The sequence below is a fragment of the Pseudomonadota bacterium genome (assembly GCA_036141575.1).
Taxonomy (GTDB): Bacteria; Pseudomonadota; Alphaproteobacteria; order UBA2136; family JAPKEQ01; genus JAPKEQ01.
In genome coordinates, this window is record JAYZXF010000017.1 from 1 (window position 1) to 25,667 (window position 25,667).

Annotated in this window: 38 protein-coding genes; 16 read left to right on the forward strand and 22 right to left on the reverse strand. The window is 46.9% G+C overall.

Translation table 11 applies throughout. The features are described 5' to 3' along the window. Positions 1-413: hypothetical protein (locus VX730_07295; protein ID MEC9292186.1), on the forward strand; the 413-nt coding region annotated here is incomplete at its 5' end. 111 nt (positions 414-524) lie between these two features. Next, complete coding sequence (locus VX730_07300) at positions 525-1,052, forward strand: hypothetical protein (GenBank protein ID MEC9292187.1); 528 nt, start codon at positions 525-527, stop codon at positions 1,050-1,052. A 35-nt stretch (positions 1,053-1,087) separates the two neighbouring features. Here the strand turns inward: VX730_07300 and VX730_07305 are convergent, their stop codons facing one another. Continuing rightward, on the reverse strand, positions 1,088-1,654 hold the full coding sequence (locus VX730_07305; protein MEC9292188.1) for a hypothetical protein: 567 nt from the start codon (positions 1,652-1,654) through the stop codon (positions 1,088-1,090). Between the two features lie 232 nt (positions 1,655-1,886). Here VX730_07305 and VX730_07310 point away from each other — a divergent pair, with 232 nt between their 5' ends. Continuing rightward, positions 1,887-2,351, forward strand: coding sequence for a hypothetical protein (locus VX730_07310; GenBank protein ID MEC9292189.1), 465 nt, complete (start codon positions 1,887-1,889; stop codon positions 2,349-2,351). Between the two features lie 50 nt (positions 2,352-2,401). Here the strand turns inward: VX730_07310 and VX730_07315 are convergent, their stop codons facing one another. The 3 genes from VX730_07315 to VX730_07325 form a co-directional block, all read right to left on the reverse strand. Then, a complete protein-coding gene (locus tag VX730_07315) occupies positions 2,402-4,333 on the reverse strand; it encodes a hypothetical protein (GenBank protein ID MEC9292190.1) in 1,932 nt (643 codons plus the stop codon). A 182-nt stretch (positions 4,334-4,515) separates the two neighbouring features. Continuing rightward, positions 4,516-4,803 carry a hypothetical protein gene (locus tag VX730_07320; protein MEC9292191.1) on the reverse strand — a complete coding sequence of 96 codons (288 nt, stop codon included), beginning with the start codon at positions 4,801-4,803 and terminating at the stop codon, positions 4,516-4,518. 23 nt (positions 4,804-4,826) lie between these two features. Then, a complete protein-coding gene (locus VX730_07325; protein ID MEC9292192.1) occupies positions 4,827-5,378 on the reverse strand; it encodes a hypothetical protein in 552 nt (183 codons plus the stop codon). Positions 5,379-5,580: 202 nt separating this feature from the next. Here VX730_07325 and VX730_07330 point away from each other — a divergent pair, with 202 nt between their 5' ends. The 5 genes from VX730_07330 to VX730_07350 all read left to right on the forward strand — a co-directional run bounded on the left by VX730_07330 (position 5,581) and on the right by VX730_07350 (position 8,294). After that, positions 5,581-5,790, forward strand: a complete 210-nt coding sequence (locus tag VX730_07330) for a hypothetical protein (GenBank protein MEC9292193.1) — start codon at positions 5,581-5,583, stop codon at positions 5,788-5,790. Continuing rightward, positions 5,787-6,332, forward strand: coding sequence for a head-tail connector protein (locus VX730_07335; protein ID MEC9292194.1), 546 nt, complete (start codon positions 5,787-5,789; stop codon positions 6,330-6,332). Before VX730_07330 ends, VX730_07335 begins: the two co-directional genes overlap by 4 nt. Positions 6,333-6,345: 13 nt before the next feature. Continuing rightward, positions 6,346-6,711, forward strand: a complete 366-nt coding sequence (locus tag VX730_07340; GenBank protein ID MEC9292195.1) for a phage head closure protein — start codon at positions 6,346-6,348, stop codon at positions 6,709-6,711. Positions 6,712-6,755: 44 nt separating this feature from the next. Further along, on the forward strand, positions 6,756-7,553 hold the full coding sequence (locus VX730_07345) for a hypothetical protein (protein ID MEC9292196.1): 798 nt from the start codon (positions 6,756-6,758) through the stop codon (positions 7,551-7,553). 81 nt (positions 7,554-7,634) lie between these two features. Next, positions 7,635-8,294: a cation transporter gene (locus VX730_07350; GenBank protein ID MEC9292197.1), complete on the forward strand. Its 660-nt coding sequence runs from the start codon at positions 7,635-7,637 to the stop codon at positions 8,292-8,294. Positions 8,295-8,536: 242 nt separating this feature from the next. On the opposite strand, the gene VX730_07355 is transcribed toward VX730_07350, so the two are convergent. The 3 genes from VX730_07355 to VX730_07365 form a co-directional block, all read right to left on the reverse strand. After that, positions 8,537-8,977 (reverse strand): hypothetical protein, encoded by a 441-nt coding sequence (locus VX730_07355; GenBank protein MEC9292198.1) that lies wholly within the window; start codon positions 8,975-8,977, stop codon positions 8,537-8,539. 129 nt (positions 8,978-9,106) lie between these two features. Continuing rightward, positions 9,107-9,427 carry a hypothetical protein gene (locus tag VX730_07360; protein ID MEC9292199.1) on the reverse strand — a complete coding sequence of 107 codons (321 nt, stop codon included), beginning with the start codon at positions 9,425-9,427 and terminating at the stop codon, positions 9,107-9,109. Continuing rightward, entirely contained in the window at positions 9,420-9,614 is a 195-nt protein-coding gene (locus VX730_07365) for a hypothetical protein (GenBank protein MEC9292200.1), read from the reverse strand. Before VX730_07365 ends, VX730_07360 begins: the two co-directional genes overlap by 8 nt. 112 nt (positions 9,615-9,726) lie before the next feature. On the opposite strand from VX730_07365, the gene VX730_07370 reads away from it, so the two are divergent. Next, positions 9,727-10,338, forward strand: coding sequence for a DUF805 domain-containing protein (locus VX730_07370; protein ID MEC9292201.1), 612 nt, complete (start codon positions 9,727-9,729; stop codon positions 10,336-10,338). A 44-nt stretch (positions 10,339-10,382) separates the two neighbouring features. Here the strand turns inward: VX730_07370 and VX730_07375 are convergent, their stop codons facing one another. The 5 genes from VX730_07375 to VX730_07395 form a co-directional block, all read right to left on the reverse strand. Then, a complete protein-coding gene (locus tag VX730_07375) occupies positions 10,383-10,640 on the reverse strand; it encodes a hypothetical protein (protein ID MEC9292202.1) in 258 nt (85 codons plus the stop codon). A gap of 181 nt (positions 10,641-10,821) precedes the next feature. Next, on the reverse strand, positions 10,822-11,235 hold the full coding sequence (locus VX730_07380; GenBank protein ID MEC9292203.1) for a phage major tail protein, TP901-1 family: 414 nt from the start codon (positions 11,233-11,235) through the stop codon (positions 10,822-10,824). A gap of 45 nt (positions 11,236-11,280) precedes the next feature. Continuing rightward, the gene (locus VX730_07385) at positions 11,281-11,688 is read right to left on the reverse strand and encodes a DUF3168 domain-containing protein (protein MEC9292204.1); all 408 of its coding nucleotides are present in this window, start codon (positions 11,686-11,688) and stop codon (positions 11,281-11,283) included. A gap of 353 nt (positions 11,689-12,041) precedes the next feature. Continuing rightward, positions 12,042-12,983, reverse strand: a complete 942-nt coding sequence (locus VX730_07390) for a hypothetical protein (protein MEC9292205.1) — start codon at positions 12,981-12,983, stop codon at positions 12,042-12,044. A 140-nt stretch (positions 12,984-13,123) separates the two neighbouring features. Then, positions 13,124-13,870 carry a hypothetical protein gene (locus VX730_07395; GenBank protein MEC9292206.1) on the reverse strand — a complete coding sequence of 249 codons (747 nt, stop codon included), beginning with the start codon at positions 13,868-13,870 and terminating at the stop codon, positions 13,124-13,126. 548 nt (positions 13,871-14,418) lie between these two features. On the opposite strand from VX730_07395, the gene VX730_07400 reads away from it, so the two are divergent. Together VX730_07400 and VX730_07405 are read left to right on the forward strand one after the other, a co-directional pair. Then, complete coding sequence (locus VX730_07400; GenBank protein MEC9292207.1) at positions 14,419-14,727, forward strand: GTA-gp10 family protein; 309 nt, start codon at positions 14,419-14,421, stop codon at positions 14,725-14,727. Then, positions 14,720-14,929, forward strand: a complete 210-nt coding sequence (locus VX730_07405; GenBank protein ID MEC9292208.1) for a phage tail assembly chaperone — start codon at positions 14,720-14,722, stop codon at positions 14,927-14,929. The genes VX730_07400 and VX730_07405 overlap by 8 nt, the downstream gene beginning before the upstream one ends. Here VX730_07405 and VX730_07410 read toward each other — a convergent pair. Both VX730_07410 and VX730_07415 read right to left on the reverse strand, forming a co-directional pair. Next, complete coding sequence (locus VX730_07410; protein MEC9292209.1) at positions 14,926-15,759, reverse strand: hypothetical protein; 834 nt, start codon at positions 15,757-15,759, stop codon at positions 14,926-14,928. The genes VX730_07405 and VX730_07410 overlap by 4 nt on opposite strands. A 56-nt stretch (positions 15,760-15,815) precedes the next feature. Then, on the reverse strand, positions 15,816-16,040 hold the full coding sequence (locus VX730_07415) for a hypothetical protein (protein ID MEC9292210.1): 225 nt from the start codon (positions 16,038-16,040) through the stop codon (positions 15,816-15,818). A gap of 160 nt (positions 16,041-16,200) precedes the next feature. On the opposite strand from VX730_07415, the gene VX730_07420 reads away from it, so the two are divergent. The 5 genes from VX730_07420 to VX730_07440 all read left to right on the forward strand — a co-directional run bounded on the left by VX730_07420 (position 16,201) and on the right by VX730_07440 (position 19,039). Continuing rightward, entirely contained in the window at positions 16,201-16,794 is a 594-nt protein-coding gene (locus VX730_07420; GenBank protein MEC9292211.1) for a hypothetical protein, read from the forward strand. A 22-nt stretch (positions 16,795-16,816) separates the two neighbouring features. Next, positions 16,817-17,419, forward strand: coding sequence for a hypothetical protein (locus VX730_07425; GenBank protein ID MEC9292212.1), 603 nt, complete (start codon positions 16,817-16,819; stop codon positions 17,417-17,419). 116 nt (positions 17,420-17,535) lie between these two features. Then, positions 17,536-18,288 carry a hypothetical protein gene (locus VX730_07430; GenBank protein ID MEC9292213.1) on the forward strand — a complete coding sequence of 251 codons (753 nt, stop codon included), beginning with the start codon at positions 17,536-17,538 and terminating at the stop codon, positions 18,286-18,288. After that, complete coding sequence (locus VX730_07435; GenBank protein MEC9292214.1) at positions 18,281-18,529, forward strand: hypothetical protein; 249 nt, start codon at positions 18,281-18,283, stop codon at positions 18,527-18,529. Before VX730_07430 ends, VX730_07435 begins: the two co-directional genes overlap by 8 nt. A 144-nt stretch (positions 18,530-18,673) precedes the next feature. Beyond that, on the forward strand, positions 18,674-19,039 hold the full coding sequence (locus tag VX730_07440; protein MEC9292215.1) for a hypothetical protein: 366 nt from the start codon (positions 18,674-18,676) through the stop codon (positions 19,037-19,039). A 269-nt stretch (positions 19,040-19,308) separates the two neighbouring features. On the opposite strand, the gene VX730_07445 is transcribed toward VX730_07440, so the two are convergent. The 8 genes from VX730_07445 to VX730_07480 all read right to left on the reverse strand — a co-directional run bounded on the left by VX730_07445 (position 19,309) and on the right by VX730_07480 (position 25,631). Beyond that, positions 19,309-19,707, reverse strand: coding sequence for a hypothetical protein (locus tag VX730_07445; GenBank protein MEC9292216.1), 399 nt, complete (start codon positions 19,705-19,707; stop codon positions 19,309-19,311). Positions 19,708-19,838: 131 nt separating this feature from the next. Then, positions 19,839-21,806: an asparagine synthase (glutamine-hydrolyzing) gene (gene asnB, locus VX730_07450; protein MEC9292217.1), complete on the reverse strand. Its 1,968-nt coding sequence runs from the start codon at positions 21,804-21,806 to the stop codon at positions 19,839-19,841. A 295-nt stretch (positions 21,807-22,101) separates the two neighbouring features. Continuing rightward, complete coding sequence (locus tag VX730_07455; protein MEC9292218.1) at positions 22,102-22,590, reverse strand: hypothetical protein; 489 nt, start codon at positions 22,588-22,590, stop codon at positions 22,102-22,104. Positions 22,591-22,933: 343 nt separating this feature from the next. Then, the gene (locus VX730_07460; GenBank protein ID MEC9292219.1) at positions 22,934-23,332 is read right to left on the reverse strand and encodes a hypothetical protein; all 399 of its coding nucleotides are present in this window, start codon (positions 23,330-23,332) and stop codon (positions 22,934-22,936) included. A gap of 133 nt (positions 23,333-23,465) precedes the next feature. After that, complete coding sequence (locus VX730_07465) at positions 23,466-24,125, reverse strand: hypothetical protein (GenBank protein MEC9292220.1); 660 nt, start codon at positions 24,123-24,125, stop codon at positions 23,466-23,468. Positions 24,126-24,142: 17 nt separating this feature from the next. Next, a complete protein-coding gene (locus tag VX730_07470; protein MEC9292221.1) occupies positions 24,143-24,544 on the reverse strand; it encodes a hypothetical protein in 402 nt (133 codons plus the stop codon). Position 24,545: 1 nt separating this feature from the next. Further along, positions 24,546-25,004, reverse strand: a complete 459-nt coding sequence (locus tag VX730_07475) for a DUF1376 domain-containing protein (GenBank protein MEC9292222.1) — start codon at positions 25,002-25,004, stop codon at positions 24,546-24,548. Between the two features lie 237 nt (positions 25,005-25,241). Next, positions 25,242-25,631: a hypothetical protein gene (locus tag VX730_07480; protein ID MEC9292223.1), complete on the reverse strand. Its 390-nt coding sequence runs from the start codon at positions 25,629-25,631 to the stop codon at positions 25,242-25,244. Between the last annotated feature and the right edge of the window lie 36 nt (positions 25,632-25,667).

The window sequence follows — 25,667 nt, forward strand, 5'->3', positions numbered from 1 at the left end:
CATTCAGGGAAGAGGATATTGCCTTTGTGGTGTGCAAGGAGCCTCACGGCTTCCCCGTCTTTCCACGTTTGCAGGTTCCACCCCAGCCGAATATCAAACTGTCGGTCTGCCGGGAGTATCACGCAGATATGGTCGCTTTTGACCCTGAAACAGTCCCCGCAGCCACAACCGGCGAGGTGGAGCAGCCTGAGCTGTTCTTTAGTCGTCGTGTACCGCCAACGCGCCCGAATGTTTGGACATACCAACTTGAGGCACCCACACCTGCTGGCACGTCTGGCAGCCCTGTGCTGACAAAAGGAAATGCCATTGCAGCCATGCATGTGGGTATGCACACGCTAGACAATAAAGGCTATGGTATTTCTATGGAAACCATGAATGATGCCTTCCAACGCATGCTGTTGCGTCAGTCTTAAAAAAACGAGAAAGCCCCCATGTTGGGGGCTTTTTAATTGTGTGTTTCTTCAAGCTGCTTTATAAAGCGCTTAGCTAACATATCTTCTTTTTCTATTTTTAATGAGGTTTTAATGTCTCGAACTCCAAAACGTAATAGCTACAGCGCCGTTGTCCGTTTGCTTGAAGGCTGGGTAAACTGGCCTTATGCAGAGCGCATGGAAGAAGGCCAGATTGAGCGTTTCCGTCTTTATAATGAGGAGACCGCTCAAGCGCTTCTTAAAGGGGCTGGTCAAAATGCAAAAGGTGCCGATAAAATTCTGTTTCAGCATTTTATGAGAGGTCAGCTGACAGCAGAAGAGTGGCGAAAGCCTTTTGATGACAAGCTGGATGATACAGACCCGCGTAGCTTTGCGTTTGCACGAAAATTAGTGAAGTTTTGCATGGAAGAGCTTGATGCAGATAAAACCACAACCTTGAAAGTGCTGAAAGGTTTTGCGCGTTATCCGCTAAAAGAGCAAAAGCGCCTGGCTGCAGAACTGCCTGAAAGTGTTGGCGGTATTGGCTATCTTCTGGATGAACACAGAGATTGGTTAATGCTTTTTCACTGCTATGGAAACTTGTATTTCCAAAGTTTACGTCTTGAGTTTCAGGACGTATAAATCGAGAAAAACACCCCGCAAATGCGGGGTGTTTCTTATTCGGGTACAAGGCGGTAGTCTTTATAAACACGCAGAGCGTAGCTAATAAATTCTTTCCATGTGCTTCTGCTGGTGCTGAAAGTTTTATCATCAACGGGCAGAAAGCGCATACGGATCACCGCTTCAGTCACTTCCATGCGCTTATGCACAGGCAGCTGCGTATACGCATGAATGACCTTGTCAATGCCAGTCGCTTCAACCCAGCCATCATCATGCAGCGCATGAAGCAGCAGAGCGAAGAAGTGGGCATTGGGTTCATGGATGGATCCTGCCACATCTTCCAGTGTGGGTTCGGTGTAGGTCTCACCAATCCGGCGGAAGCTGTTGAAGAAGTCATCTTTCACCATTTGAGCAGGGCTACGCTCATCAGGCAGGCAGTCATGTGCGTTAATGCCTTCAAGAACCATACGCTTAACAGTTTCGCGCTTCAGGGCCAAATAGGCTTGCACAGCAGGGAACTGCATATGGTTATGCCAGCGGTCTAGGAAGTTATTTCTCTGTCGGACATATGTCCAGACAGCGTAGGCCGCATCAAAGCGATCCTGTCTTGGTAGGGAGGTCATCTGTCTCTCCAGAAAAAGGGAAAAAAGGTGTGTGGATGGCCTTAATGTAGAGGGAAAAACTGCATACATCAAATGAGGAATCGTATGAGGAGCCTTTTTTTCTAGAGTGCTTGCTTTTGCTGTGTTTTTAAGCAAGAAAGCTAATTACTCCTTGCTTTTTTCTAGGGTAAGGTGTATTCAGCGGGTAATTCTTATCTTTTTTTCTTTTTTCCAGCTGAGGAGATTTTTCTCTATGCGCGAGATTACCAATGGCCGTGACCTCAACTCTGCACTTCATGCAGGTAAACGCTTTTTTAGCATGTCTGGACCTGAAGGACGGGGTAAATTTACCAGTTTGCTGCGTATGGTGCACCATGTGGGTGGCAAGACAACAATTCCCGAACTGAAAAAGAAAGATGGCTCTCTTCTTTCTTTGGGTGAGCAAATCCGCTCTGGCGCCATGACTGCCGGCACCGACAGTGATTTTGGCTTTATTTTGGTGAGTGTGCATAAAGCACATTTTGATGAAGTCACACAAAACAACTGGTCGGACGCCGCACGCGTACAATATGCCTATGAACAGTTGATGACCAACGCCCTGCAAGAAGCCCGTGCAAATAACCTGGGCCGCAGAATGGCAATTATCTTCAACTTTGACAATGCGCCATTTTCGCCTGATGGGGTACAGTTTTACCCTGTTGACCGCTTTGGCCTTTAAGGTGTTATGAAATCGAAATGAAAAAGCATGCCCTCAGGCATGCTTTTTTGTTATCTGTCGAGTTCCATCTCGTCTTCTGCTTCTTTCATGGGGGCGAGGTAAACGTCTTCACTGTCGAGTTCTGCTGACTCTTTTAAGTGATCAATCACGGTGTCATATGCATCAAGGTGATGAATTTTTCCTTCAAACATATCAACCAACGTCAAGTATGCTTTACGTGCTGTTTTATCTTCAAGGGCGCCATCAAACTTTGTGCGTTGATATGCATCGCTTGGGTCTTGAAGTGTTTCGTATGAATGAGCAGCTGCAGCCATTGCTTTCACGGGAGTAACATCCTCAGGGTGGCAAAAGACCACGTTATTCTCGTAGGCTGTCTCTGCAACTTTTGCCATTGTGTATTTATCTTGAGGGGCTGGGCTCGATTCCATAATAAATTGACCTTTGCCTTCACCTTTACGAATGCTGATGAGAAGCTTTTGTGGGTTTTTGCTCCCGTCATTCACTTGATCTATGTATAGAACCGCTTTCGGTGACGTAATTTTTTCTTCAGGATCTGGCATCTCATTCAAAAAATCACCTGTGTCAGAGAGGGCAATGCGGTTCATATACGCGTTTTTAGACTGTGTAAAACGTCCAAAGACAGTATCAATCTCACCATTTTCTGTGTACTCTTCAAGGGCAGCACAAACACCATCACTGATAGAAAGCAGCTCTAAGCCTTGGCGTTCAGCATTGGATTGCCTTGCAATAATGGCATTGAGCGTTCTCGCATCTTCTAGCGTAATTTGTTCGGCAGCTTGCGGTCTTAAAATGCGTTGTGTCGCTTTTTCGCGCTCAGCCATGGTGTTTTGAAGCTCTTTTTTCTGAGCTTCGTTTAGACTATCTTCTGCAGGGAAAGTGTCATGTTCAATTGTATGAATGAAAGCAACATAAGCGCCTCCATCCATGTACAGTTCGCGGTTATAAACCCACTCTCTAACACCAAAATGCAGAGCGCGTTCATGCATATTAAAAATTTCTTCTTCTTTTGGTGTTGTTGGGTATCCCATGTTTTCAACATGTTCAACGGCATCAAAACCTTTGGTTTCAATCAGGCGCCTTGTCGCAGCAATGCCTTTATGAACGGTGTATTTTTTCATAGACTCAGCAGGAGTTGTAATACGCATATCATGTACGTAGTCAATGAGAGTTAAAACGTCATCTACGCTGTATCCACGCTCTTTTGCAAACTCTGTTGTTTTTAAAAGGCCATAAACATCTTGTCTTGTTTCATTCAGGCTTCTTAACCATTCATCTCGCGTCTGTGCAACTTTAGAAAGGGCAACTTCTTTACCTTCTACAGCATCGGATATACGTTCAATTTCATCAATATCGTCTTTAAATACCTGTCTGTAAATGCTGGAATGATCCACTTCATGTGCAGGGAATTTGCAATCGAGTGCATGGCCTTCTTCATGGTTTGTAATATAGGCATAAAACAGGGGTTCAAGGTCTGCGGGTAACTGGCGTACTGTGTTTGATTTTCTGGTGTTTGAAAAGCCAACACTGCCAACCCCTGTTGATGGTGTGAAAATAATAGGGGAAGGTCTGCCATTTTTCATGGTGGTATCGATAGGGCCGAGCATGACGCCTGTTGGATACATGGCACCTGCAAGCATGTCTCTTGTATAGCGGCTTTGGTGTAAAGTTAGGCCTTGTGCTTCAGCCATAACTTCAAGGTGAGAGGCTTCAGGGAAACCCGCTTTTGTGTAAGAGGCTGTGCGGTCAAAAACTTGAATGTTTGAGGTAGCTGTGCTTGAGGAAAGCTCACGCTTTTTATGTTCAATCACATCCTGCACAGTGAGCCTGTTTTCATCTGCCAGACGCGCTTTTAGATCGGCAATGCCTTGCTCAATCACTTCATCTAAAGTGAGCGCTTGTTCTTCTTGGATATATCGGCCGTGACGCTTCTGATCACGTGCTTTTTGTAAAGCTTTGTGCATATTTTCTCCCTGTGTCTAAAAGGTATGGGAATTCATAGGCTTTTACGCAAGGGCCAGGGGTAAAAAAATGCCCCGATGGCAGAGCCGTCGGGGCGAGTGGGAAGAGGGACTAATCTCTTCCGTTGTCCTAGGAAGCGGAGATGCGCATGTGATGCTACGCAGCTCCTATTGAACAAAACTGGTTAGCGGTCAAACTCAATCCCTTGCTCTTGACCTTGCTCGATGCCGCGATCCATATCACGGTCCTTATCGACGCTGATGCCTCGGGCTTCAAGCTCGCGCTCAACGCTCATGGCTTTCTCTTCTAAATCTTGGAGTTTGGCTTGGCCTGCAGCAAGTTTCGTTTCTGCAGAAGCCTTTTGCTCTTCAAGAGGAACATCTAGAGCACCAAGAGGCTCACCGCTATCATCGGTTTCACTTACTGTGTCCAGTGTCTTTAGATCACTAAAATCGAGTTCTTGATTGTCCATGGTGTATTCCTCCCAAAATACGTTTATTCGCTGCTACCGCCGCCTTGTACGTGGCGTTTAATAGCGTGAAGCTTACGCGCGCCTTGGTCATAGTAGCGGCGTAGCTCGTTGTAATTGGTTTTCTTGCGTGTTTGCTCGGCAACGTAACGCTCACCTCTCCAAAGCTTAGAAAGGGGAGACCCTTTCATGTCACCAAATGTGGCTGGAGATGATTTAAATGTTTTGTGTGTTTTATCGATACCGTATTTTTGCTCGTGGCCCCAGCAGTTACGCTGTGCGCCTACAGGGTCACGGAAGATGCGGCAAAAGACAAATGTAAGCTGCTGCGAAACCTGTTCCATAGCGCGGCGTACGCGCTCAAAGTCAAATCGGAATGCAGAAATCTGAGTGTCCACCGCACGCACGTCTCGTTGCATGTACCAGTTATCGGTCTCCTGGTGGTCAATCATATTGTTCAGTTTGCTGTACACCAGCTGAAGGTCAGCAGCGTCGAGCTCTGGCAAATAGCGCGCAAAGTCATTCGCAGTGGCCTGATCACTGAGCAAGAACTGAATAAGATCATCTTTTTGTGTCATTGATACCCTCCCAAGCATCTACCCTAATTTTGGTGTTTGGCCTTTATTGCCCAAACCTCGGACTTCACCCTAAGTCCTTTTTATTTATAGAGGGGGATCAAAAGGAGCATGATTATTTCCTGACATCTTCGCACCTTGAGAGGTGGCTTTCATACTGGTGGTAAGTAAAAAGCCCAGAAAACAAATGAAAGTGAGGCCTCTCATGAAAGTGAAATGCATTCGCCCTGTGGCGATCTCAAATGATGGTGTGCAAGTGAAACAGTACAAAACAGGCGATGTTTTAAGCCTTCGTAAAGAACTGGCAGTCTCACTCATTCAAGCGGGCTATTTGAAAGAAATTGAAGAAAAACTGACAAAGGCAAAAAGATGTGCGCCTGAAATGTCAATTGTTAAGAAAGGGGCAAAATCATGAGCCTGATTGATCTCTCTAAACCTGCTGTGCCAGCAGTGTCTCTCAGCACCCTTAAGGAGCATCTGCGTATTGATGGAAGTGCAGAGGATACACTTCTACTGTCTCTGCTGGATGCCGCAACAAAGCTTGTTGAAGCAAAGGGCGATACCAAACTCATCCAACGCCAAGTGCGTTTGAGTACAGCTTTTAAAAAGAACATCATGCTGCCTATTGGCCCGCTTGTCTCTTTAGATGCGCTAGACGTGCGTGATACAAACGGTGATCTGACCTCTCTGAATGTTGCAGACGCGATTGTAGATACAGACACGGGCGAGGTGAACCTGTCTCAGCTAGATACAGGCGTGCTTTCTGCCAAGCAAGTGAGGCTCACATGTACGGTGGGTCATGGTACACAGGCAGATGATATGCCAGATGACCTCGCCCATGCCGTGCTCCTACAAGCGTCACATATGTATGAAGCCCGTGGCCTTGCTGATGCTATGCTGGCGCACCCCATGGTAGAAACACTCTGCCAACCGTACCAACGCCCAACGCTTGTATAGAGGGGAGAGGCTTATGTTTTCTTTTTCATCTGAAGCGAAAAACCGTATCACCCTGCAACAGCGCACCTTAAGTAATGACGGCTACGGCAGTGAGAATGCGAGCTGGAGCGATCTGGATACCGTATGGGCAGTGTTAAACGTACAAGCTGGTGGCTCTAGCCTTGAGGGCGGTGTGATTCCTCAAAGTACCCAAAACATGGTGGCATGGATCCGCTTTCGTGAGGAACTGGATGTCTCTTCTCCAGAAAACTATCGTGTAGAGGTTGATGGCCGCACAGCTGTTGTGAACGCGATAGCGCGCCTTGATGCAGAACGCCGCACACTTGGGACGGCCTACTTGCGTCTTAATCTCACGTTTGATGCGCCAACACGTGGTTAAAAATGCGTCTTTTTACGTCATAAATCTATAAGGGAGGGCGTCTGATGCCAATTGATTTCTCTGGTGAATTTAAGCGCATAAAAGACGCCATTCCTAAACATGCCAAAACCCGTGAAGAGGGCATGAAGTATGTACGTGCCTTTAATAAGGTGAGATCACATGAAAAGGTTGCAGCGCAGTTTCATGATCTAGATAATATTATTACCTCTGAGCTTTTGCGCCTGCGCGCAGGCCTTCCTCAAAAATATAAAGAGGCGATTATGATTTCCCCTCGCGCCGTAGACCCTGATAAATATCAAAGGTACACCACGCCTTATGACTGGGCGCTAGATGAAGATTTGTCAGACGAAGACTTCTTTAAATATAGCCGTTATCACAACAGGCGTATGCGTGGCAGGCCTGGTAGCACCCAGACACGTGTAAAGCGCGGTGAGGGCAGTGAGGTTGTCATTCAAATCCCTGTGATTCCTGTGGTGGATTACAGCATTACTGATGAAGGGCAGCTGAAGGTGTACCGTGTGGTGGTGATGCATGAAACAGAGTTTGAAGATTCCTACGACCCGCGTACCGACCCGTTAGATAGTGATTTGAAAAAGCTATCCGATCACGAGTGGGAGCGTATGCGTAAAAGTATTAATAACGCCATTCTCGCCACAGCGAGAGCTGGTGAGGGGATTCGCCAAACCGCAGTGAACACGGTCATGCCTGATATGATGCGTATCCGTGATGAAAACATTGGCATATTTAGTAAAATCTTTGCGCCTATCCATGACCGTATCAACGGAACAGAAGATAAGCCTTACCCTGATATGGGCGTGTTTGTGGGGGATGGTGAGGAATAGAAAGGTTTACAAAACCTATCTGTCGGCGTACAACATCTTCCACACACAACCTTTCTTTTCGTTTTCTAAAGGAGCACCCGTATGCTCAAAAACTTAACGCTGCAAAGTCGGCTATTTATTGCTACCGTGCTGATGCTGGTATTTGCTGGCGCTGAAGTGATTCTTGGTCGGCTGATTGGTCTATCTGTCATCAGTGCAGATGGCATCAATATGCTCGGCCATAGCTTGCTTTTGTTTATTGCTCTGGCCGTAGATGCTCTGCGCCGTGTCTTTGATAAGCAAGCCAAAGTGCTTGAAGCCATTGGTGGTCTGATAGGTGGGCTATTCCTTATTGGCATGGGCATTATGATGGCGTTTGGTGCTGGTCACCACAATCACTCTCTTGCTGAGCATGCTCAGATGATGTCTATGATGGGCGCAAGTGACTTTTGCGGTATCTCACCTGGTTACTGGGTGAGTGGTATTGCTGCTTTTAGCTTTGTGCTTCACGCCGGGCTGGCGCTATACCTGCTGAAAGACATTCATAACCTGAATGTGGCGGGGGCTTGCTTGCACTTTGGGATTACCACACTTATGACGGCGCTGATGTTTGTCAGCGGTTTCCTGATGACATGGTTTGGCCTGTGGTACCTGAGTGACCTCCTGATGTTTGGGATTACAGCCCTTATGGTGGTTTCTGGTGCACGGCTTGGCTATAAAAGCCACCAAATGCTCAATGAGTGCCTGACGAAGAAAAGTTAATGCTCAAACAAATGCGAGGCGAGTAGCCGAGTCGCAGCCTTAAGAGGTTGCGGCGGCATAAAGTAGCTCTGCCCATACCGGGAGAGATGGGCAGTCATAAAAGCTTTATGCCAAGACTAAAAGCAGCGGCAAATTTCCTTTTGAAAATTTTATATTTTTAAAAGGGAAGGTGGAGAGCAGCTCAAAGTAGAGTATCGAAAAACCAAAACACCCCGCAAATGCGGGGTGTTTCTTCGTGTGATTTACGCGGCTTGGGCGTAGCTGTTTTCATAGCGTTCAGCAATGGCAGCTTGTGCTGCTGAACGTGAGGCTTGTTCTTCGCGCATCTTGTGTTTGATGGCATCGAAGTCATCAACGTAAGTGCGGCCGCTCACAGTGTAAGAACGGAAATTTTTGGATTTGACAGACTCTGCAGCAGCTTTGGCAGCAGCGACAATCTCATCAATTGAGCCAGAAATATAGCCCGAGACGTGGCCGTTATGTTCTGCACGAAGTTCCTGCAGATACTCTTTGACGGCGGCAATGCTTGCCATGCCCGTGGACATAGCAAATCCAAGCATCAGGGTGATGCCAGCGCTTTCAGGGTCGTAGCCGAAGAGGCTCATGATACTGGCAGCGGCAACGGTGATGGTCATGCCAAAGCTGAAGACAACATCCGAGAGTTTTGCGAAGGTGGTTTGCATGTGAGAATTCTCCTATCATGCGAGGTAGCGGAAAGAAAGGTGAAGTATAGTAATTAATATATAAGAGCTTAAAAAGCTGTTTTCAATAGCTGAAAAACAAAAGATGCCCAAAGGGCACCTTTTTTCGTTCTAATCAAACAAGGTTCCATTTACAGCGTAACGGCGGCCACGGCTATCAACTTCAATGTTTGGGTCATCTGAAGGCACCAAAACCGTGCGGTTAAAATCGGGGATTTGCCGGTTTTTCTGCCGTTCAGCATTGATATCTTGCCGCATAGAACGCACTTGGCATGCTGTGTTTTTGCTTGCATGCCACAAATTTTTTGCGGCGCGCTTACTGCGGTTTTTCAGTTTGTCTTCATCGGGGATTTTGAGGATGTCCTCAAAAATCCAAGTGATATAGCCAAGGGTACCTACGGTAACCGTTAGGCCTGCTATAAATTTAAGCATGATGATCCTCTATTGGGTTTTCTTGAGGTTTAGGGCTGGGGCGGGTTGCATTGGCAAGAAAGAACAGCAAGATTGCAGCTCCATAGCACACAAAGCAGAGAGTGGCGTTGTTATACATGAAGTAGCTGAGAGAGCCAGCTCCTGAAATGACAACGCCAAAAGCCCCAAAAAGTATGGGTAAGAGCATGAGGACTCCTTTTTTGAACGTGACGAAAAAGATAGTTTATGTCCGTAAAGATAGAAGCTGTTCTACAAATAATCAAGAGCACGGCGAGAATTAATCTGCTATACTCGCCTTCATGGAAAAAAATCAGATTAAATTCTTATCTCTTGAGGATATGTGGGGCATTAAAGGGCGCCTCGGACGCCTGCATTATGCTTTGATTCATGTACGTATTGTTGTGATGGCTCTTGCTATTTTTACATTGTTACCGTTACTCGTTCAGTTGGTGAGTGCATTGGGCGTAACACCAAAGCTTGCAGAGGCTGTTTTTGTAAGCCTTGTTCTTATCTGCATGGCAATTTCAAATGTTTCTATTATGATGCGCCGTGTGCAAGACATTGGTTACCCTTACTGGGTTATTCTTATTATGATTCTTTTTGCTATGCTGACGCCTCTTGAAAACGGCATGATGACACAAATTGCTATTGCAGTTATTCTTTGTATCCAGATGTGTTTGCTTCTTATTCCCGGTGAAATTGGAGAAAACACTTACGGCACTCCTGTTGAAAATACAGAACAAGCTTCAAGTTACAGATGGATGAAGCCAGCAACACAAGGTATTGCTGTCTTTGGCATGGTTTTTATTATCGCAGGGTGTTTTATTGTACTCTTTAAAGACCATATCCCTGAAGAGTACCTTCCTGAAAATATGGATATGGAAACCACCTACCGTACACCCAAATTATAAACAAAAAAGCACCTCGAGAGGTGCTTTTTTGTTTGGTAGAAAACTTAATATGTAAGTGGCGGTGTTGTAGCTAGCTCTTGTTCCATTGTTTTGTCATTGGCAATGGTGCGTGCTTTGGGTTTCTTGAATATCTCTTTGCTTTCCTTGACTTGAACATCGCCATGGCCTTTTGCTGCGACATGTTCCTTACGGAATTCGTCAAACATGGCCTCAGTAAATGCGCTTGCTTGAGACGGCTTCTTCTTGCCATCTTTTGTCACACAGTGATCTTGTCCTGTGAAGACTGCGCTCATAAGGTTCATTAATATTCATTTCCCGTATTAGTAGTTGCCCTGAGAATCCCCATTCCCATCCATGTATAAATTATGGTGTAATTTGCTGTATACTTCAAGGTGTTGAATTTATTATTCTATTCATGATTGTTCTACAGGAAAAGAACTCGCCTTAGAGGCGAGTTCTTTGTAGGGGGCAACTTGGACGTGTTTAGCTGGCAGTAATGGCACCACTACTTTCAAGTGTGAGGGTATAAGCCACTTCACCGTTGTAGTCACCGCTGTAATCAAAACGTGTGATCATAAAGGCACCTTCGTAGGTTCTGTCAGAGCTACCTGGTACAAGAATTTGATAGTTCAGGTGCGTATTGTTTTCAGCTGCATCACGTACACGTGCAAACGGCGCATCATCCTCAAACAGGCCACTGCCGCTTACGCTCATACTTTGGATGCCAGCGCCTTCAAGCAGGGTACGTTTACCAGCACTTCCTTTATGCGTTGCATCAATCAGCTCATTGTTGATGTTAAAGCTTGTGGCGCGGAGTCCACCGACAACGGTAAAGGTGCCTGAACCTTGAGAGTCTTCTACTTTTAGAAGTAAATCTTTTCCTTTTTGTGCTGACATGAGTGTGTTCTTCTTACTTAAATATCAGTTGGTTAAATGCTATTTTTAAATTGAGTCTGAAACTTTAACTGTGAGCCTGAGTGTGCTGCGCCATGTGGCGTTATCACGCATGAGGTGCGTACGGTTCGGGCCAATGCTACGCATGTTAATGAGCTTAAAACCATCTATGCTGAGGCTGCCGTTATGCAGTGCATCATGGGTGAGGCTTCTGAGTTCTAAAGCCTCTTTTGCGCCATGCGAACGGCTGAAAATCGTAATGCGGATTTCATGGTTCATACCGCTGGATGTGATGGTTTCAAATGGGGCGCTGGCTGTATCAATCTGGGCGCACGGAAAGCTCACATTTTCTGGCAGAGCTGTATAGACACGTTCCCCTAAAAGAGGCGTAAGTGATGAATCTTCTTTTAGCTTGCCGAGTAGGGCTTGAATCAAGGGTAGGGTACTATCTGCCATGTATGCCTCTTGGATTTATCTGATTTGTAGAGGTAGTGTGAATGAGAGGGCATATGGTGATAAGGTGGTGTTTTCTTGTTTCTTTATATCTTTGCTTTACGCTTTCGCTTTTTTTATGCGTTCCACTACTTCAAATGTGAGCACGAATAGTGCTCAGGGCGCCGAGCGGAAACGTCCATGTATGTAAGCGCTTGGAAAGCGCGCAGCATTCAAAAAAAGGGCGTTTTCAAGATTGTGCTTCACGGGGAATCGTATTTTATAGATTTTACATTTGAAAAATACGAGGCTGAGAGTGAAGAAGTATTAAACACAAACAAAAAGTCCCCCATTTCTGGGGGACTTTTCTAAATCGTTTAAACCTTTTGTGCTTCGCCATGCGAAGCTTCAGGTTCATCGTCCAGTTCAATCAGAACAGGACCTTTGGGAGCGTCTGCGGGCTGTTCAGCAGTGGGTGCTTTTGGCGTTGCCGATGCTTCGCTCAGCAGCTTGCGCAGAAGGTTTTGGTTGGCGATGTCTTCTTCGCCCAGCTGACGCATACGTGCATCCTGTTCGGCAGCAAATTCTTCAGCGGCCTTGCGGTCATGTACAGCTTTTTGAGCTGCCATGGCAAGGGAGCCGATTTTCTTTGCATTCATGCCTTGCAGTTTGGCGGCCAGATTTTCATCTTCAATGCCAACGGCGCGCAGGTCTGCTTCAATAGACTCCACTTTGCTATAGGCAATGTGACGGTTATACTTGCCTTTGAGGAAAGCATAGGCCGAGCCATGCACGATTTGAATGCCAGAAGCAATGAAACCGTAGATAAGCACATTGTCAGCAAAAAATGACATCGCATAGGCTTGATCAGCAAAAGCAGCAGCGCCTTCAACGCCACTATTTGCCAGCCCTTGTGCCAGAAGCATCGGATAGGTCACAAAAACAACTGTTGGGAAAAGCGTACGAATGACATGTTTGAAGTCAAAGTGGCTTTTGAGTTTCAGTTGCTTTTCGCCCCGTAGCAGGTAAGGCGCCGAAAACACAACCAAAATATTCAGAGCGGCAAAAGCTGTGCCAGCCCAGAATATTGGGACCATGTTGTTGAGGTACCAAATGGGATCAATGTAATCGAACACGAACCCAAGGTAGGTAGCAGCTTGGCTAGCCACCCATCCAACGATGGGGGTGTTTTGAATGAGAGACTCTGTGCCAAAGCGACCGAGGCCGGTGAGAGCAAGGGTCAATGATGTCAGTACAAACAGGGTTGCGTATACTGGGTTCAGGCTGATGCGTGCATGAAGCACTGCAAGTTTACGCATAGAGAATTCTCCTTGTCATGCGGAAAGAATAGGGACAGTAAGATAGTAAGTACCGTGGGTATAGGGGATGTTGTGTTAAAAATCAACCCTTAGGGTGCAAAAAAGCCCCCGAAATATACGGGGGCTTTTCTGGTATCGATTTACTTGGGCATGGTCACGGCGTTGACGCCGTATTGCTCAAGGGTGGCAGCAATCACGTTTTGCAATAGGGCCAGCTTCACTTCCCCTTCAGGGGCAGGGATATCAAAGGACGGTGCATTGGTGGCTTCCATCCAGCAGCTGCATGCCATAACATGGTTAAAGCGCAGCCCTTCTTGGCTGAAAACGCTCTGGATGTGCAAGCTTACCGGGGTAACAAGCAACACGGCGTGCAGCGCGGCATCCATAATGCGGTCTTGCATCAGGAGCTCTTCATCTTTGAACATGGGGAACATGTCATCATCTGCAAACGCTGTTTGCAAAATGACTTGATAAAAAGCAGACGGCAGCTTGGTGCCGTAGATTTCACCAATGGTGCTGAGCACACGAACAGTGCGTTTCTGAATGCTGGTTTTTGCAGTCAGGTAGAAGCTATCCAGTTCAGGATACGCGTTGCACTGGAACGATTGGCCCAGCGCCGTCAGAGCTTCTTTGCCAAATGGTGTTTCCAGTGCGGCGAACATCTGCATGGCTTCCACATAAGCGGCGTGGTAGTCCTGCGGCAGGTCCAGGCAGTTGCCAGATTGCGCAAAGGCTTGGCAATGCAAAGGCAATGCACTGACCGGTACAGATTTCCCTGAGTTGGTGATCTTTTTGATGCGTTCAGCAAGGCGCTTGTCTTGAGAGCTCTTGCGGGCAGCCTCATAGGTGGGCTCACCTGCATTCAAAAATCCAAGGGTTACTCCCATAGCAATATCTCCTTGTGCTAGGATGGTGGAAAGGAACAGTAGATAGATGTATTGGGTTCCTTATACGCCGATGAGGAATTTTATCAAGGGGATTCTTGCTTTACTTGCTTCCTGTTTCTCATTTTTCAAATATAAAATTTGCAAAATAAAACCCATCGCAAGCTATAGTCTTGGTTTAAAGCGTTTTTAGTAAAAATAATGCTCCATCTTATTTTTAACTGCTTTAAACCGCTCAAAAGCCCTGAGGCTTTTGGGTCGCTAACGCTCCCACTCTACAAGGCCAACATTTCAGTTGTTTCCTAGTACTTTGCGAGCTGAATAAGAGAGCCGTAGCGTTCAGGCGCTACGGCGAAAATGCCCAATTATGCAAGCGCTTAGAAAGCGTGCAGCATGCAAAGATAAGGGCATTTTCAAGACCATACTTCACGGGGCACACTATTTTGAAAATTTTATATTTGAAAAATGGTGTGGTGAGAGTGAAGAAGAAAAGATCCCCCTTCACACATGCCTGTCTCTCTGCTCTTCTAAATTGAAATAAGGAGTATGATATGTCCCCAACTGGAGAAGTGCTTTGCACCCTGCAAGGCAAATGTTATATCTTAAAGCCAACCTTTGGGGCACTTTGCCATATTGAGCTTAAAACCCAGTGCTCTATATTAGAGCTCGCTGCACAGGCCTTAGATGGAACTTTGCAGGTGACCCATGCCGCAGCTATTTTAAACGCTTGCATGGTAGAGAGGGTGGAAGAAGAGGTGCTTGGAGATCTTATCCTCTCAGAAGGCCTTGTAAAGGTGCTCCCAAGCGTCCATGCCCTTATGAAAGTAGTGCTAGAAGGCACGCTCTCTCTTGATGACTAAACTCCCGTATGACGCCTACTTGCAAGTGGCTGTGCTTGGCTTTGGTGTATCTATACATGAGTTTTGGCAGATGAGCCCGAGTGAGTTTAAAATTCTATGGCAAGCCTATAAAACAAAAGAAGGGCTAGACCCCCCTATAAGTAAATCAGATTTAGCGTCTCTCACTGAACGCTTTGGACGTACAGGGCAGAGTATTCGTTAGCGACTGAAGCCATCATCCATATCAAATACAGCATCAAAAGCGTCTTCGCCTAGATCAACTGTTTTATCAACACCTCGCTTAAGGGTATTGATAAGCCCATCTTCTTGTTCTGCGCGTTTCTCCTCAGCAATACGTTCAGCAATCTCTTTATCTGTGTATTCTTCACCTGCTGGGTTCACAATATATTCAGCAAGGTCTTTATCTTGATGCATATGATCAGCATTCAAGGCCTCTTTATCACCTCTTAGGGCGCCATCCATGGCTTCTTCTTGCATGGTTGCCTCAATGGCTTCATGACCACCAGCATGGAGTCTTGCATCCTCAGCAACGTCACGGACACGCTCTTCTTGGCGTTCTTTAGTATGGGCAATGGCGTCTTTAATCGGCTGATCAGAGCCCATAGCTTTTTCAGCAAGTACAGCATCAAGCCTTGGGTTGGTGCCTTTTACAGCTTCGTGGGCGCGGTCTTTACATTGGGTATGAAATCTATCGAGCTCTCTTGTGTCATGCTCATTGAGCCTAATCACCATACCAGTATCATCTTCAATGGATCTTGTCATATCACCATTTTGTGCGGCTAGGTTGGCATAAGATGGGTTGGCAAGTGAGGCTGTTTTTTCTGCTTTAGCAAGTTCTGAAGGTCTGTCTTTTGTATATTCTTTTGCGACCGTTTCTTTAGCGCGGGCATCACGTTCAGCATTTCTGAGGTTAATACTCAGGTCTTCATTGTCATTGGCGATTTCTTCACGCATCTTCGCCATTTCTGCTGGAGTGGGGTAAAGCTTTTGCATATGAATGTCAGCCATTTGGCCAGCGTATCTATCAATCATGGCCTCTTGATCCTCAAAAGGAAGCTCATAGATTTTTTCTAAGGCTTGCGATGCGCTCATATTTTTTCAGCTTCTTTCTTCAAATGGTGCTGATAAAGGCTTTCTTTAATCTTGTGTTTATAAAAAGCTTTTAGCAACTCTCTTTGTTCGTTGAGTTCGAGGCTTACAGGGTCCATTCCCTCTGGGAAATTTACAGAAGTGTGCTCAACGTCAGGTTCAACAGTAATGGACTTGCCAGTCCTTAACTTTGCTAAACTTTTGAGCTTATCTATCATGCCCATGAGATATATGACCTCTCCCTGTACACCAAAAGTGTATTTACTTCCTTATACTTATATGGGGGTTCACAAATTAAAAATCAACACCTTATCAATATGTAAGCAGGTCTTTAAGCTGAAAGGGTAGGTGTGCATTCAATATATAACTGTCAGGAGAGTACTCATGAGTCTTCAAATGGAAGAGCTGATTTACCAAATTAAAGCAGATGCCAGTGGCCTTGAGGCCCCTTTAAAGCAAGCAGAGAGCCGCATTGATAATTTTAGTCAAAAAACTTCCAGTAGCCTTAAAAAAGGTCTGCTTGAAAGCCTAAAAGAAGGTCGGGTGGAACTGAGTAATTTTTCTGATTTAATATCTGAAATTGCAGGGAATTTTGCAGGGCAAGCACTTGGCTCAACTCTTCCAGGAGATAGCTCTGGCATCTCAAATGCGATTGGCGCCAGTATTGGCGGAATTTTTGGAAAAGCGGGCGGCGGGACAGTCAGCCCGCACCGCCCAACGCTAATTGGTGAGCGTGGCCCTGAAGTATTTGTCCCTAAGGTGGCGGGCTCAGTGGTGCCAAATCATCGTATTGGGGTGTCAGGAGGGAGCGGTGTAACTGTCAACAATAACTTCAGTATTAGTGCGGGTGTAGCCGGTACAGTGAAGTCAGAACTGATGAATGCCATCCCGGCTATTGAGAAGCGTGCCACAGCGAGTGTGATGCAGGCCGTAGGGCGCGGTGGTCGCGCTGCCAAAGCCATGAGTAACCAAGCATAGTTTTAAGAAAGGTTTAAACCAGATGACAACAGTTTCCCTCCCAGCATACTTTCCAATTGAAGAGCAGAGCTTTGCTTTAGAAGGTCATGTGAGTGTGTTTGAAAGTCCGCTAAGTAGAGCCTCTCAGCAGCAGGTGAGGGGCGGTAGTAGATGGATGAGTGAAGTGACCCTTGCACCTATGGCGATGCAACACGCTCGCCCCATCCTCTCATGGCTAGAAGATGTGCAGGCGCATGGCCATTTCTTTACGCTGGGTGATGTGGAAGCAGGTACAGCTCTAGGCGTTGCTACAGGCGCACCTGTGCTTGATGGCGCAGGCCAAACAGGCAGCACGCTGAACACCAGAGGCTGGACAGCATCAACCGCAGGTATTTTGCAAGCTGGTGATTTTATTCAAATTGGTGATGAGCTTAAACGTGTGGTGAGTAATGTAAATAGTAATGCCAGTGGTGAGGCAGAGGTGAACATTACGCCACCTCTGCGTGGTACCTTTGCAGATGGCGTAGGTATTCAAGTTTCAAACACTGGCGCACTCATGCGATTGGTCGATAATAACCAAGCCCGTTATGAGAGCGGGGCAGATGGTACGGTAACCATTCGTTTGAGTGCTGTGGAAGTCTTTTAAATTAAAGCCCTCTTGGGGGCTTTGTTTTTTGTATTCAACATTGACCTCTGCTTTGAAAACACGTATAAAACAGGCACATTTCTATCTTGTTTTAATGTTTTCTACGGAGGTTCGCTATGAGAGCGATTCTGTACTGGTATGCACGTGGGCTTGGTAAAGCCATGTGGTATATGTTGATTCCTTTTGCGATTCTGTTTGCTGGTATTACCTCAGAGCTACTGATGGTTTCTGGTGAACTTATGCAAGCTGCAACAGCGTGGGCAGATACATATTTGTATTGGCTTGCTGGTGGCGTGACTTTTTTGGGTGCTGTGGGTGTTGGCTCTTGGATTGCCCAAGGCTACCTCACAAAACCCAGTAACGCGCCTTTGCCGCCTTACTATGAAAAGAACGCCATTCTGGCCATTGTGCCCATTATCCTTCCTGTGCTTGGGTTTGCTCTGCTTGCGGATGCAACATCCACACATGGAAACTATATGTGGGTCATTGTGACTGGACTTGTTGCATTTGGCAGTTTGGGCGTTGGTATTCTTTTGGGGCTGTGGTTCAAGCGTGCTTTTCGTTCGGATTGGCAAGCTGAACACTTTGATGAACTGAAAGAAGAGACCGCTGAAGTGCTGCGTGTACAAGGCGCCTTTATGCCTCATGATATTGAGACGGCGTTTAAAGGCCGCACCTATGCCGAGGTGGCTGCCTTGAAAGGTCAGTGTCTGGTTATTAGTGATCTTACAGAGCGTCAAACAGATGCTTACAATACACTGATGAACACCATGAATGGTTACGGTGTGAATGTGTCTACGGGTGCAGCTTTTGCCAATAAAACAGCTGCAGAGCTGCTGGCTGAAGAAAAGGAGCGTAACCGTGAGTGAGAGTAAAATTGTGATGACACCACGTGTTCGTGAGCGTTTGAAGTCACGCTTGATTGAACTGGGCTATGGCGCACGCCACGACCTTATGAGTGCTATTGACCACGGGAATTGGGAAGAGCTGAATGAACTTCGCCGCTCTATTGAAGCACATGTGCTTGCTGCTGACGCAGCGCGCATCGCAAAACAAAGCATGAAGCAAGTGTTTGAGAAGCTTGAAACTAAGGAGCGTACGCGCTCTTAAAATCGACTTAAGAACACCCCTACGTTATGCGTGGGGGTGTTCTTTTATCTTCGCCTTGAATTCAGGAATATCACCACCATAATATAAGGAACGCAATAACCTTGCGTACCGTTTTTTGGACTGCCAGACACGAGGAGATATCTCATGGCACTTAAAACTTACCGCGCGATGATTCTGCCGGGAACTGAAATGTGGGAAATGGTTGATGAACGTAAAGTTCTCTCCAGAACCGCCATTCCCAGCAATGCCTTCGGGTTCTATTTTTTTGACGCCGATGAAGAGGCGATGGAAGAAGACCCGAGGACAGCAGAGCGCAGCAATGTCAGCGGGTGCACTTACGTCGGCGTCGTTCACAAGGTGACCGACATCCTGTGGGACATCTCGACTGATGAAATGAAGAAAGCTGTAGACGGTGCAGACACAGACAAATGTGTTGTGTGCCCTTACGGTGATGCAGCAATGATCTTGCCTTTCTTTGAAGGCAAGGACTCGGTGGCTGCTTACGCTTAGGGCCTTGCCCAATCGAAAACAAGAAACCACCCCGCATGGGGTGGTTTTGCTTTGTCGGTTATTTTTTATGGCTCTCCATCTTTTATTTTTGAAATTGTAAACTTCAAAAATAAAATTTGCCGCCATGTATGGTCTTGGTGCGCAAGTTTTTGAGCGCAAAGGCACAAAGTAGGGTAGGCTACAGTGTAGCCGTGCCTTTGCAAGATATACATAAAAACAGCAAGTGACAGGCAAATAGGCTGTGTACATGGCACAGTTTTTTTTATGGCCTATGAGAGTGCAAAACGCAGAGCTATCATCCCATAAATCTTATAAGCGGCGCTTAGGCACACGATCCACCCTACAAGTACGCCAGCAAAAAAGGCGAGGGGTGTACCGTAAATGCAGGCACAGATTAGGCCGCCAAATCCGCCACCTCCCCATTTTGCAAGAACAGACCAACCATGAAGGTTATAGGTCTGGCTATCAATGTAACGATAGAGGAACATCTCGAACTTGTAGCTGAATGCTTCGATGGTAAACCACACCATGGGGTAAGCCATAAGAGTGAGTGTCGCATAAAGCGGATGAAGCGAGATATAGAGCGTGATGACCATCCATAAATGCAGGATGATATTAAAGGGCGTATGGAGCCTTTTCCAAAGCATCCAAATCCAGATGTTGGGCATGGTGTTATATCCATATAAACGGGACAGAAAGTGAATGTACTTTATGTATAAAGGGGCGGGGTACTGAGTGTCAAAAAAGAAATGGAAAAACAAACACCCCGCAGTGTGCGGGGTGTTCAGTTATATCTTGCTTATGCAACCATACGTTTTGGCAGGGCGCTATCCATAAACTGCTGCGCCCAAAGCTCTACCGTAAGCAGAGAGAGGAGCGTATAAGCACCATCAACCTTGCCAGCTTTCGTGGCGTTAAACAGGTCTTCAATGCCGTTTACATCGTACCAGCCGCGTGTATGTGCTTTTTCACCCATAAGAATATCTCGTACCATGTCGGCGTTATCATCTACAATCCAGCTGCGCACAGGGGCACCAAAGCCAGCCTTAGAGCGGTAAAGAACTTGCTTTGGAAGTCTTGGCTCCATCGCTTTCTTCAGCATAATTTTGGCACGCTTACCGTTACACTTCTGGTTAATGGGTAGTTTGGATGCAAAAGTCAGAAGGCGTGGATCTAGGAAAGGTACACGAATCTCAACCCCTTCAGCCATACCGAGTTTATCTGTGTAATTCAGGTTATGGTCTGGGAGGAAGCCGTGCTGCTCCATAAATAGCATTTGGTTCAGAGGGTGATGGTTCTTAAGAGGAACAGTCTCACCAAGGCCGTCATGGCTGCTTGGCACAGACATGTTACGCACTTCGTTTAGGAACCCACCATTGTAGTTTGCAAACTCTTGCTTCATGTCATCGCTTAGGAGGCTGAGTGTCATGCCTGCTGGCGTGCTATGGAAGGCGCTAAGGAGTGCATCATGAATGTTATTACCAAGGATGTAGCGTAGGCGTTGAGCACGACGTTTCATAAAGCTTGGTGCTTGAATAAGGCCAAGGCCAGCTGAAAGTGTACCTTTAAGGCCTGACGGCATGCCGTCTAGGGCTTGCATCAATAGAATCGCTTGGTGACGACGGTATCCACTGAAGATGTCATCTCCACCAGTTCCGCTCATCAATACTTTAATGTTGTGCTCACGGGCCTTTTTAGAAATCGCTGCCACGTAAAGTGGAGCAGGGTCGGCCTGTGGCTCATCCAGAGCGTACACCATTTCACTCAGGTGCTTCATGCCGTCTGGTTCTGCAATGACGTTTTCAAGAATAGCACCTGTATGTTTTGCCACCATGCGGGCGTAAGCGCTGTCGTCACTAAAGCCTTCTTTCTTGTAGCGGCTATCTTCAAAGCCAATACAGAAAGTTTTAAGGGGGCGTTTGTCCTGTGCCATAACACTGGCAACAATGGCGCTACTATCTACACCACCTGAAAGGAATGCCCCAACAGGCACATCTGCAACCAGTTGGTCACGGACCACATCATCAAACAGGTCAAGCAGATGGACAGGCTTAATAGATTTATCGTAAACAGGTTGGCCTTTTTTATCCAACTCAGGAAGAGGTGGGCTGTACCACTGTTTTGTGCGCATACCTTCTTCGCTGTAGAGCATATAATGGCCGGGCAGAAGTTTCTTCACGTCTTTAAACATTGTGTCTTCACCAGCGCTCCATAGGTATGTGAGGCTGTTGAACATCGCTGTTGGGTTCATAGTGCGTGGTAGCTCTTCATGTTGAAGAAGCGCTTTCATTTCACTAGCAAATAGGAGGCCTTTTTCACAAAGGGCATAGTAAAGTGGTTTAATACCAAGGTGGTCACGGGCCACAAACAGAGTTTGGTCTTTTCTATCCCAAATGGCGAATGAGAAGATACCATTCAGCTTGCCGAGCATGTTCGGGCCGTAGCTATCGTAAAGAGGGCCCAAAATAGCGGTATCAGAGTTTTCATTAAATTGGTAACCGCGGCGTTTGAGATCAGCCGCAAGAGAACGGTAGTTATAAATTTCACCGTTGAACACGACAACGTAACGGTTACGTACGGCACTCATTGGCTGTGCTGCCGCGTCGCTGAGGTCAATAATAGACAGGCGACGGTGGCCAAGGCCAACACCTTGCATGCCATCAATCCAGTGGCCTTCACCATCAGGCCCGCGGTGGGCAATGGCATCTGTCATGTTTTTGAGTAGTGCTGGCTCAAACGAGCCTACAAATCCAGCGAGTCCGCACATATACTTTTTATTCTTCCTTCTCGAAATATTCCCTGAGTTTCATCCTAGCAAACTTCCCAGAAACCTTCTAGGTTTTTGTCGTCAAAAGAATGTGTATACATGGTGTTTTTTGATAGGATGAAGCCAAATTGCATCTCTTGTTTTTTTGCTTCACTTGAAAGTTTATGTCGTCGTTGCTGCTGCCGTTAGCGGTACACATAAACAGGCAGGAAAGAAAAGTGCAGCCTTTTTTGGTGCTGGATATACAAAAATGCCCCTTGAAGAAGGGGCATTTTCAATCGTTTAGCAAGGAAACTTAATCTTGAAGTTCTTGCTTGGCAGCTTGGGCGCGTTCACGCACTGCTTGGCGTGCTTGTGTGGCGCTTTGCTGAATGGACTGACGCGTATCTGTGATGCGTTGGCCTACAGCATGGCGTGCCGATGTAACGCCTTGGCGTATGGATTGGCCAGCTGCAGCAGCACGTTTACTGACGCTTTGACGCGTGCCATTTGTATTGCCATAGACGGCTTGGCAAAACTCACGTGTCGCCTGAGACCCCGCGATCAGTTTTTTGATCAGTGGCTCTGGGTCTTGTGCGCTCAGGATGGGAGCCCAGCACGCAGCAACCGCACAGTACACCGCAATGGTGATGACGGTATTTGCATCCAGCAGGAATGCCAGAAGCAAGCAGACGATGAGACCGATGAAGCCCGCAGCAGCAGCTTTCAACAAGAAGATTTGCGCTGTGATAAACACAGCTTGCCAGCCTTTGGACACCTCAGCGATGTGCGGTAAGGTAAACATTTTCTTGATCTTGGGGACATTCCGTTTGGTCACCCAGCTGGACATGGCCAGCAAAGTGAGAACCGGGAAAATGGCCCACGCGCCAACGGCAAGGGTGAAGTAGATAGATGCGATCGTCATGGCAGTTGCTACGGCATAACCGAGCGCATGCAGCGGCTTGTCGAGTGTGTAATCCAGAAGGATCCACCCAAGGCCAGCAGGGGACGTATTCAGTTTAATGGACATGAAAACCTCATAGTGAAAGGAACGGAAGAGTTGTGACAAAGATGACATGGGGGCTGAGTACCTTTCTGTCAAGGGGACAAAGCCACCTTTCATGAAGGTGGCTTTGCTGTATCTCGTGTTATTCGTTCTCGCCGCCGCGCCATTTATTCAATAGGCCGGCTGCGCCATCCGCGATGCCATCTGCAATGTTGCCAGCTTGGTCACGGAAGCTTTCCGGTACCGTGGGGCGCCATGCGTGGCCTGTGGCTTCAAGCGCAATCAGAATGTTGGCTTGTGCGTAGTCAGGCATTTCTTGAAAGCGTTCGCAGTTTTGGCTAAGGCTTTGTGCAAATCTATAGTTGCCTGCCATAGAGATATGACAGACTTGCTCTGTCACAGTGTTGATGCTAATGACGGTAGAGATCAGATAGTTACGATCAGTTGTCAAAGCTTGAGATGTTTCATCCAGAATGATGGTCTCAGCAGAAACAGCGCCAGCTGCAAGAGTCAGGGCCGAAGCCAGAAGCAGTTTTTTCATAGGAGTTCTCCGTGGTTAGGGAAAGGAAAAAGAGATGGTTGATAAAGTGTGTATACCATTGAAGGGCTGAGCTATCAAGCTTTTTCCAAAAGTAAACAGCCCTCACTTTGGGGCTGTTTATTTTTTGTTTTGGTTACTTCCATTCGTCTTGAGAAAAATCACCCGCACTTTCATCGTAAGCAAAGAATTCTTTGAGCGGCACAGTCATTGGGTCCATACCCCATAGGAAGCGTGTATCAATGAGATCGTCGCCACTTTTATGAATGATTTGCGGCACACCATCTACGAGAGGGAAGGTCAGGGGGCGACCGTTCACATGCTTACGATGAATTTCACTTGGTGTGGTTTCTATTTCTAGGACTTGCAGATTGTCTTGCTCCAAAAAGGCATCAATACGGTTTTTAATATGGGTCTTTTTGCCTTCTCCGTAAAAGACTTCTGGGTCAGCGGGGCCGCGCCTGTCACTAAACATGTGAGTGAGGGCAAAGAGGTCTACATCAAGGGCGAGGTCCTTACCTTCTTGGCCAGTAACGGCCATACCGTCCTGTGTCCAGAACGTAGTGTGTTTGGTGATTTTTACCACGTCTTCAGTAAGGCAGCTGACAAAGTTAAACTCAGGCATGCGCTGTTTAAACAGTGTAAAGCCTTCAAGTTGAGCGGTTTCACTGCTATCAATCATGTGTTTTCCGCCACCTTTAACAAGGCCTGTAATATAGCCTTCATACTTAGGGTTTGTGAGAGGCACTTTAATAATAAAGCGTTTGCGAGAGAGAGTTTGAGTTTGGGCATTCATTGTTTTTCTCCTGTTATTTATATGTTTGATTGATGTTGGTTGATGAGGGAGAGGGCGTCTCTGAGCCTTGTGTATGGGAGGATTTCCTCCTTTACGCGGCTGAGAATATCTCTTGGGAAAGGTTTTTTGTTTTGGTGCATGAGCCAGTTTTCACAAGCGCGCTCAATGGCCCAGTTTGGGTAAGGGGCAAGTACACTGAGCCAGTCACTAAACACGGCGCTGTGGAGTTTTTCTGGCAGCGGCGTAATAAAGAAATGAGCCAGTAGGGCCATAATGCGGCCCATGGTGCGCTCAGGTTCACCTTCAGTAAGAGACTCATTTGTTTTGTTCAGGCACTCCTCTAAGGTGTGCCAGTCTTGTTCTGTCATGACTTGCGCCACGCTCATGGCACTGAGTTGAGATTTATCTTGGCCTGTCATATCATACACCTCGTGTACGTTTATAAACCGCATCACAGGCACCGGAAGTCCATGCGTGAGTGACGCTCTGCATGGCGGTGTGCTTCGGTTTTGGGTGAGGGGTTGTGTCATGGTTCTCCTCCGTTTTGTTCCAACGTTTTAGGGCGTTTTTGCGCGCGGCAGCGCTTTTGCTTGCACGCTTTCCAATTTCAATCATCAGGCGTGGGTGGTGCCATGCTGTGTCTGTCACTGTAAAAAGAGGTTCTAGAGTGGGGCGGACTTTGCTCCACTGGCTTTGCGTGCAGCTGGCCATAAAGGCGAGGCGCTTGTTACTGCTTGGCAGGCCGTCTTCACCGCGAACCCAGTGGGCCATAAGTAGCAACATGTAAGCGCCATGCTCTTGAGCATTAAAATGGCGGGTCTCGCGGAGGTAATCTCCAACATAAAGCGGCATCCAAATGGTGAGGTTGTTATTGTTCATTGCAGAGCGTCTCCTCAGGCATTACGAGCGCAAGTGCGCGAGCTAAATTGCTCTGTCCTGAGCAATTTTGAGCGGGCGGAGCCCAAGACATACGTTTTGAGCGCAAGAGAAAAAGATCTAAGCGCGTATGCGAAGCTATATGTGAAAAAGCTATGTTAAAGGAGCACTCTATACCTCTAACACTGCTCAACAAAAAAACACCCCCGGTCTGCAAAGCAGACGGGAGGTGCGAATCGATTAAAAGACCAGTCCAAAGGCCCAAGGCGAGGCTGCCATTGTGGCTGCGGTAAACAACACGGTGACAGTGACCTTGAGGAATTGTCCTTGGTCCCACTCGTTGACTTTTGGCCAAACGACGTAGCGTGCAAAGATGTAGGTCAGCAGTGCCATGGCGCTTGTCATCATAGTGGGGCCAATCTGTTCGTGCAGAGTTGTGGAAACCGAGACAAACAAACCCAAAATAGCGATGATTGGCAGAATGATGCAGGACAGCAGCAGGTTGGTGCTGTTGGTTTTCATGGCGTTGATAAAGCCAAAAACGGCGCCCAAAATGCTGGGCAGAAACAAAACGCCAACCACAAGCAGGAACATCAGCGCGAGTTCCCATCCTTCGTAAAACATAAGCATAGGAATAAATCCTTCTATGAATAGCAGGTGTGAAAG

Excerpts from the sequence above, each read along its gene's own strand:
- VX730_07300 (MEC9292187.1), top strand. The coding sequence starts at position 525 with ATGTCTCGAACTCCAAAACGTAATAGCTACAGCGCCGTTGTCCGTTTG.
- VX730_07305 (MEC9292188.1), bottom strand. The coding sequence starts at position 1,654 with ATGACCTCCCTACCAAGACAGGATCGCTTTGATGCGGCCTACGCTGTC.
- VX730_07310 (MEC9292189.1), top strand. The coding sequence starts at position 1,887 with ATGCGCGAGATTACCAATGGCCGTGACCTCAACTCTGCACTTCATGCA.
- VX730_07315 (MEC9292190.1), bottom strand. The coding sequence starts at position 4,333 with ATGCACAAAGCTTTACAAAAAGCACGTGATCAGAAGCGTCACGGCCGA.
- VX730_07320 (MEC9292191.1), bottom strand. The coding sequence starts at position 4,803 with ATGGACAATCAAGAACTCGATTTTAGTGATCTAAAGACACTGGACACA.
- VX730_07325 (MEC9292192.1), bottom strand. The coding sequence starts at position 5,378 with ATGACACAAAAAGATGATCTTATTCAGTTCTTGCTCAGTGATCAGGCC.
- VX730_07330 (MEC9292193.1), top strand. The coding sequence starts at position 5,581 with ATGAAAGTGAAATGCATTCGCCCTGTGGCGATCTCAAATGATGGTGTG.
- VX730_07335 (MEC9292194.1), top strand. The coding sequence starts at position 5,787 with ATGAGCCTGATTGATCTCTCTAAACCTGCTGTGCCAGCAGTGTCTCTC.
- VX730_07340 (MEC9292195.1), top strand. The coding sequence starts at position 6,346 with ATGTTTTCTTTTTCATCTGAAGCGAAAAACCGTATCACCCTGCAACAG.
- VX730_07345 (MEC9292196.1), top strand. The coding sequence starts at position 6,756 with ATGCCAATTGATTTCTCTGGTGAATTTAAGCGCATAAAAGACGCCATT.
- VX730_07350 (MEC9292197.1), top strand. The coding sequence starts at position 7,635 with ATGCTCAAAAACTTAACGCTGCAAAGTCGGCTATTTATTGCTACCGTG.
- VX730_07355 (MEC9292198.1), bottom strand. The coding sequence starts at position 8,977 with ATGCAAACCACCTTCGCAAAACTCTCGGATGTTGTCTTCAGCTTTGGC.
- VX730_07360 (MEC9292199.1), bottom strand. The coding sequence starts at position 9,427 with ATGCTTAAATTTATAGCAGGCCTAACGGTTACCGTAGGTACCCTTGGC.
- VX730_07365 (MEC9292200.1), bottom strand. The coding sequence starts at position 9,614 with ATGCTCTTACCCATACTTTTTGGGGCTTTTGGCGTTGTCATTTCAGGA.
- VX730_07370 (MEC9292201.1), top strand. The coding sequence starts at position 9,727 with ATGGAAAAAAATCAGATTAAATTCTTATCTCTTGAGGATATGTGGGGC.
- VX730_07375 (MEC9292202.1), bottom strand. The coding sequence starts at position 10,640 with ATGAACCTTATGAGCGCAGTCTTCACAGGACAAGATCACTGTGTGACA.
- VX730_07380 (MEC9292203.1), bottom strand. The coding sequence starts at position 11,235 with ATGTCAGCACAAAAAGGAAAAGATTTACTTCTAAAAGTAGAAGACTCT.
- VX730_07385 (MEC9292204.1), bottom strand. The coding sequence starts at position 11,688 with ATGGCAGATAGTACCCTACCCTTGATTCAAGCCCTACTCGGCAAGCTA.
- VX730_07390 (MEC9292205.1), bottom strand. The coding sequence starts at position 12,983 with ATGCGTAAACTTGCAGTGCTTCATGCACGCATCAGCCTGAACCCAGTA.
- VX730_07395 (MEC9292206.1), bottom strand. The coding sequence starts at position 13,870 with ATGGGAGTAACCCTTGGATTTTTGAATGCAGGTGAGCCCACCTATGAG.
- VX730_07400 (MEC9292207.1), top strand. The coding sequence starts at position 14,419 with ATGTCCCCAACTGGAGAAGTGCTTTGCACCCTGCAAGGCAAATGTTAT.
- VX730_07405 (MEC9292208.1), top strand. The coding sequence starts at position 14,720 with ATGACTAAACTCCCGTATGACGCCTACTTGCAAGTGGCTGTGCTTGGC.
- VX730_07410 (MEC9292209.1), bottom strand. The coding sequence starts at position 15,759 with ATGATTGATAGATACGCTGGCCAAATGGCTGACATTCATATGCAAAAG.
- VX730_07415 (MEC9292210.1), bottom strand. The coding sequence starts at position 16,040 with ATGGGCATGATAGATAAGCTCAAAAGTTTAGCAAAGTTAAGGACTGGC.
- VX730_07420 (MEC9292211.1), top strand. The coding sequence starts at position 16,201 with ATGAGTCTTCAAATGGAAGAGCTGATTTACCAAATTAAAGCAGATGCC.
- VX730_07425 (MEC9292212.1), top strand. The coding sequence starts at position 16,817 with ATGACAACAGTTTCCCTCCCAGCATACTTTCCAATTGAAGAGCAGAGC.
- VX730_07430 (MEC9292213.1), top strand. The coding sequence starts at position 17,536 with ATGAGAGCGATTCTGTACTGGTATGCACGTGGGCTTGGTAAAGCCATG.
- VX730_07440 (MEC9292215.1), top strand. The coding sequence starts at position 18,674 with ATGGCACTTAAAACTTACCGCGCGATGATTCTGCCGGGAACTGAAATG.
- VX730_07445 (MEC9292216.1), bottom strand. The coding sequence starts at position 19,707 with ATGCCCAACATCTGGATTTGGATGCTTTGGAAAAGGCTCCATACGCCC.
- asnB (MEC9292217.1), bottom strand. The coding sequence starts at position 21,806 with ATGTGCGGACTCGCTGGATTTGTAGGCTCGTTTGAGCCAGCACTACTC.
- VX730_07455 (MEC9292218.1), bottom strand. The coding sequence starts at position 22,590 with ATGTTTACCTTACCGCACATCGCTGAGGTGTCCAAAGGCTGGCAAGCT.
- VX730_07460 (MEC9292219.1), bottom strand. The coding sequence starts at position 23,332 with ATGAAAAAACTGCTTCTGGCTTCGGCCCTGACTCTTGCAGCTGGCGCT.
- VX730_07465 (MEC9292220.1), bottom strand. The coding sequence starts at position 24,125 with ATGAATGCCCAAACTCAAACTCTCTCTCGCAAACGCTTTATTATTAAA.
- VX730_07470 (MEC9292221.1), bottom strand. The coding sequence starts at position 24,544 with ATGACAGGCCAAGATAAATCTCAACTCAGTGCCATGAGCGTGGCGCAA.
- VX730_07475 (MEC9292222.1), bottom strand. The coding sequence starts at position 25,004 with ATGAACAATAACAACCTCACCATTTGGATGCCGCTTTATGTTGGAGAT.
- VX730_07480 (MEC9292223.1), bottom strand. The coding sequence starts at position 25,631 with ATGCTTATGTTTTACGAAGGATGGGAACTCGCGCTGATGTTCCTGCTT.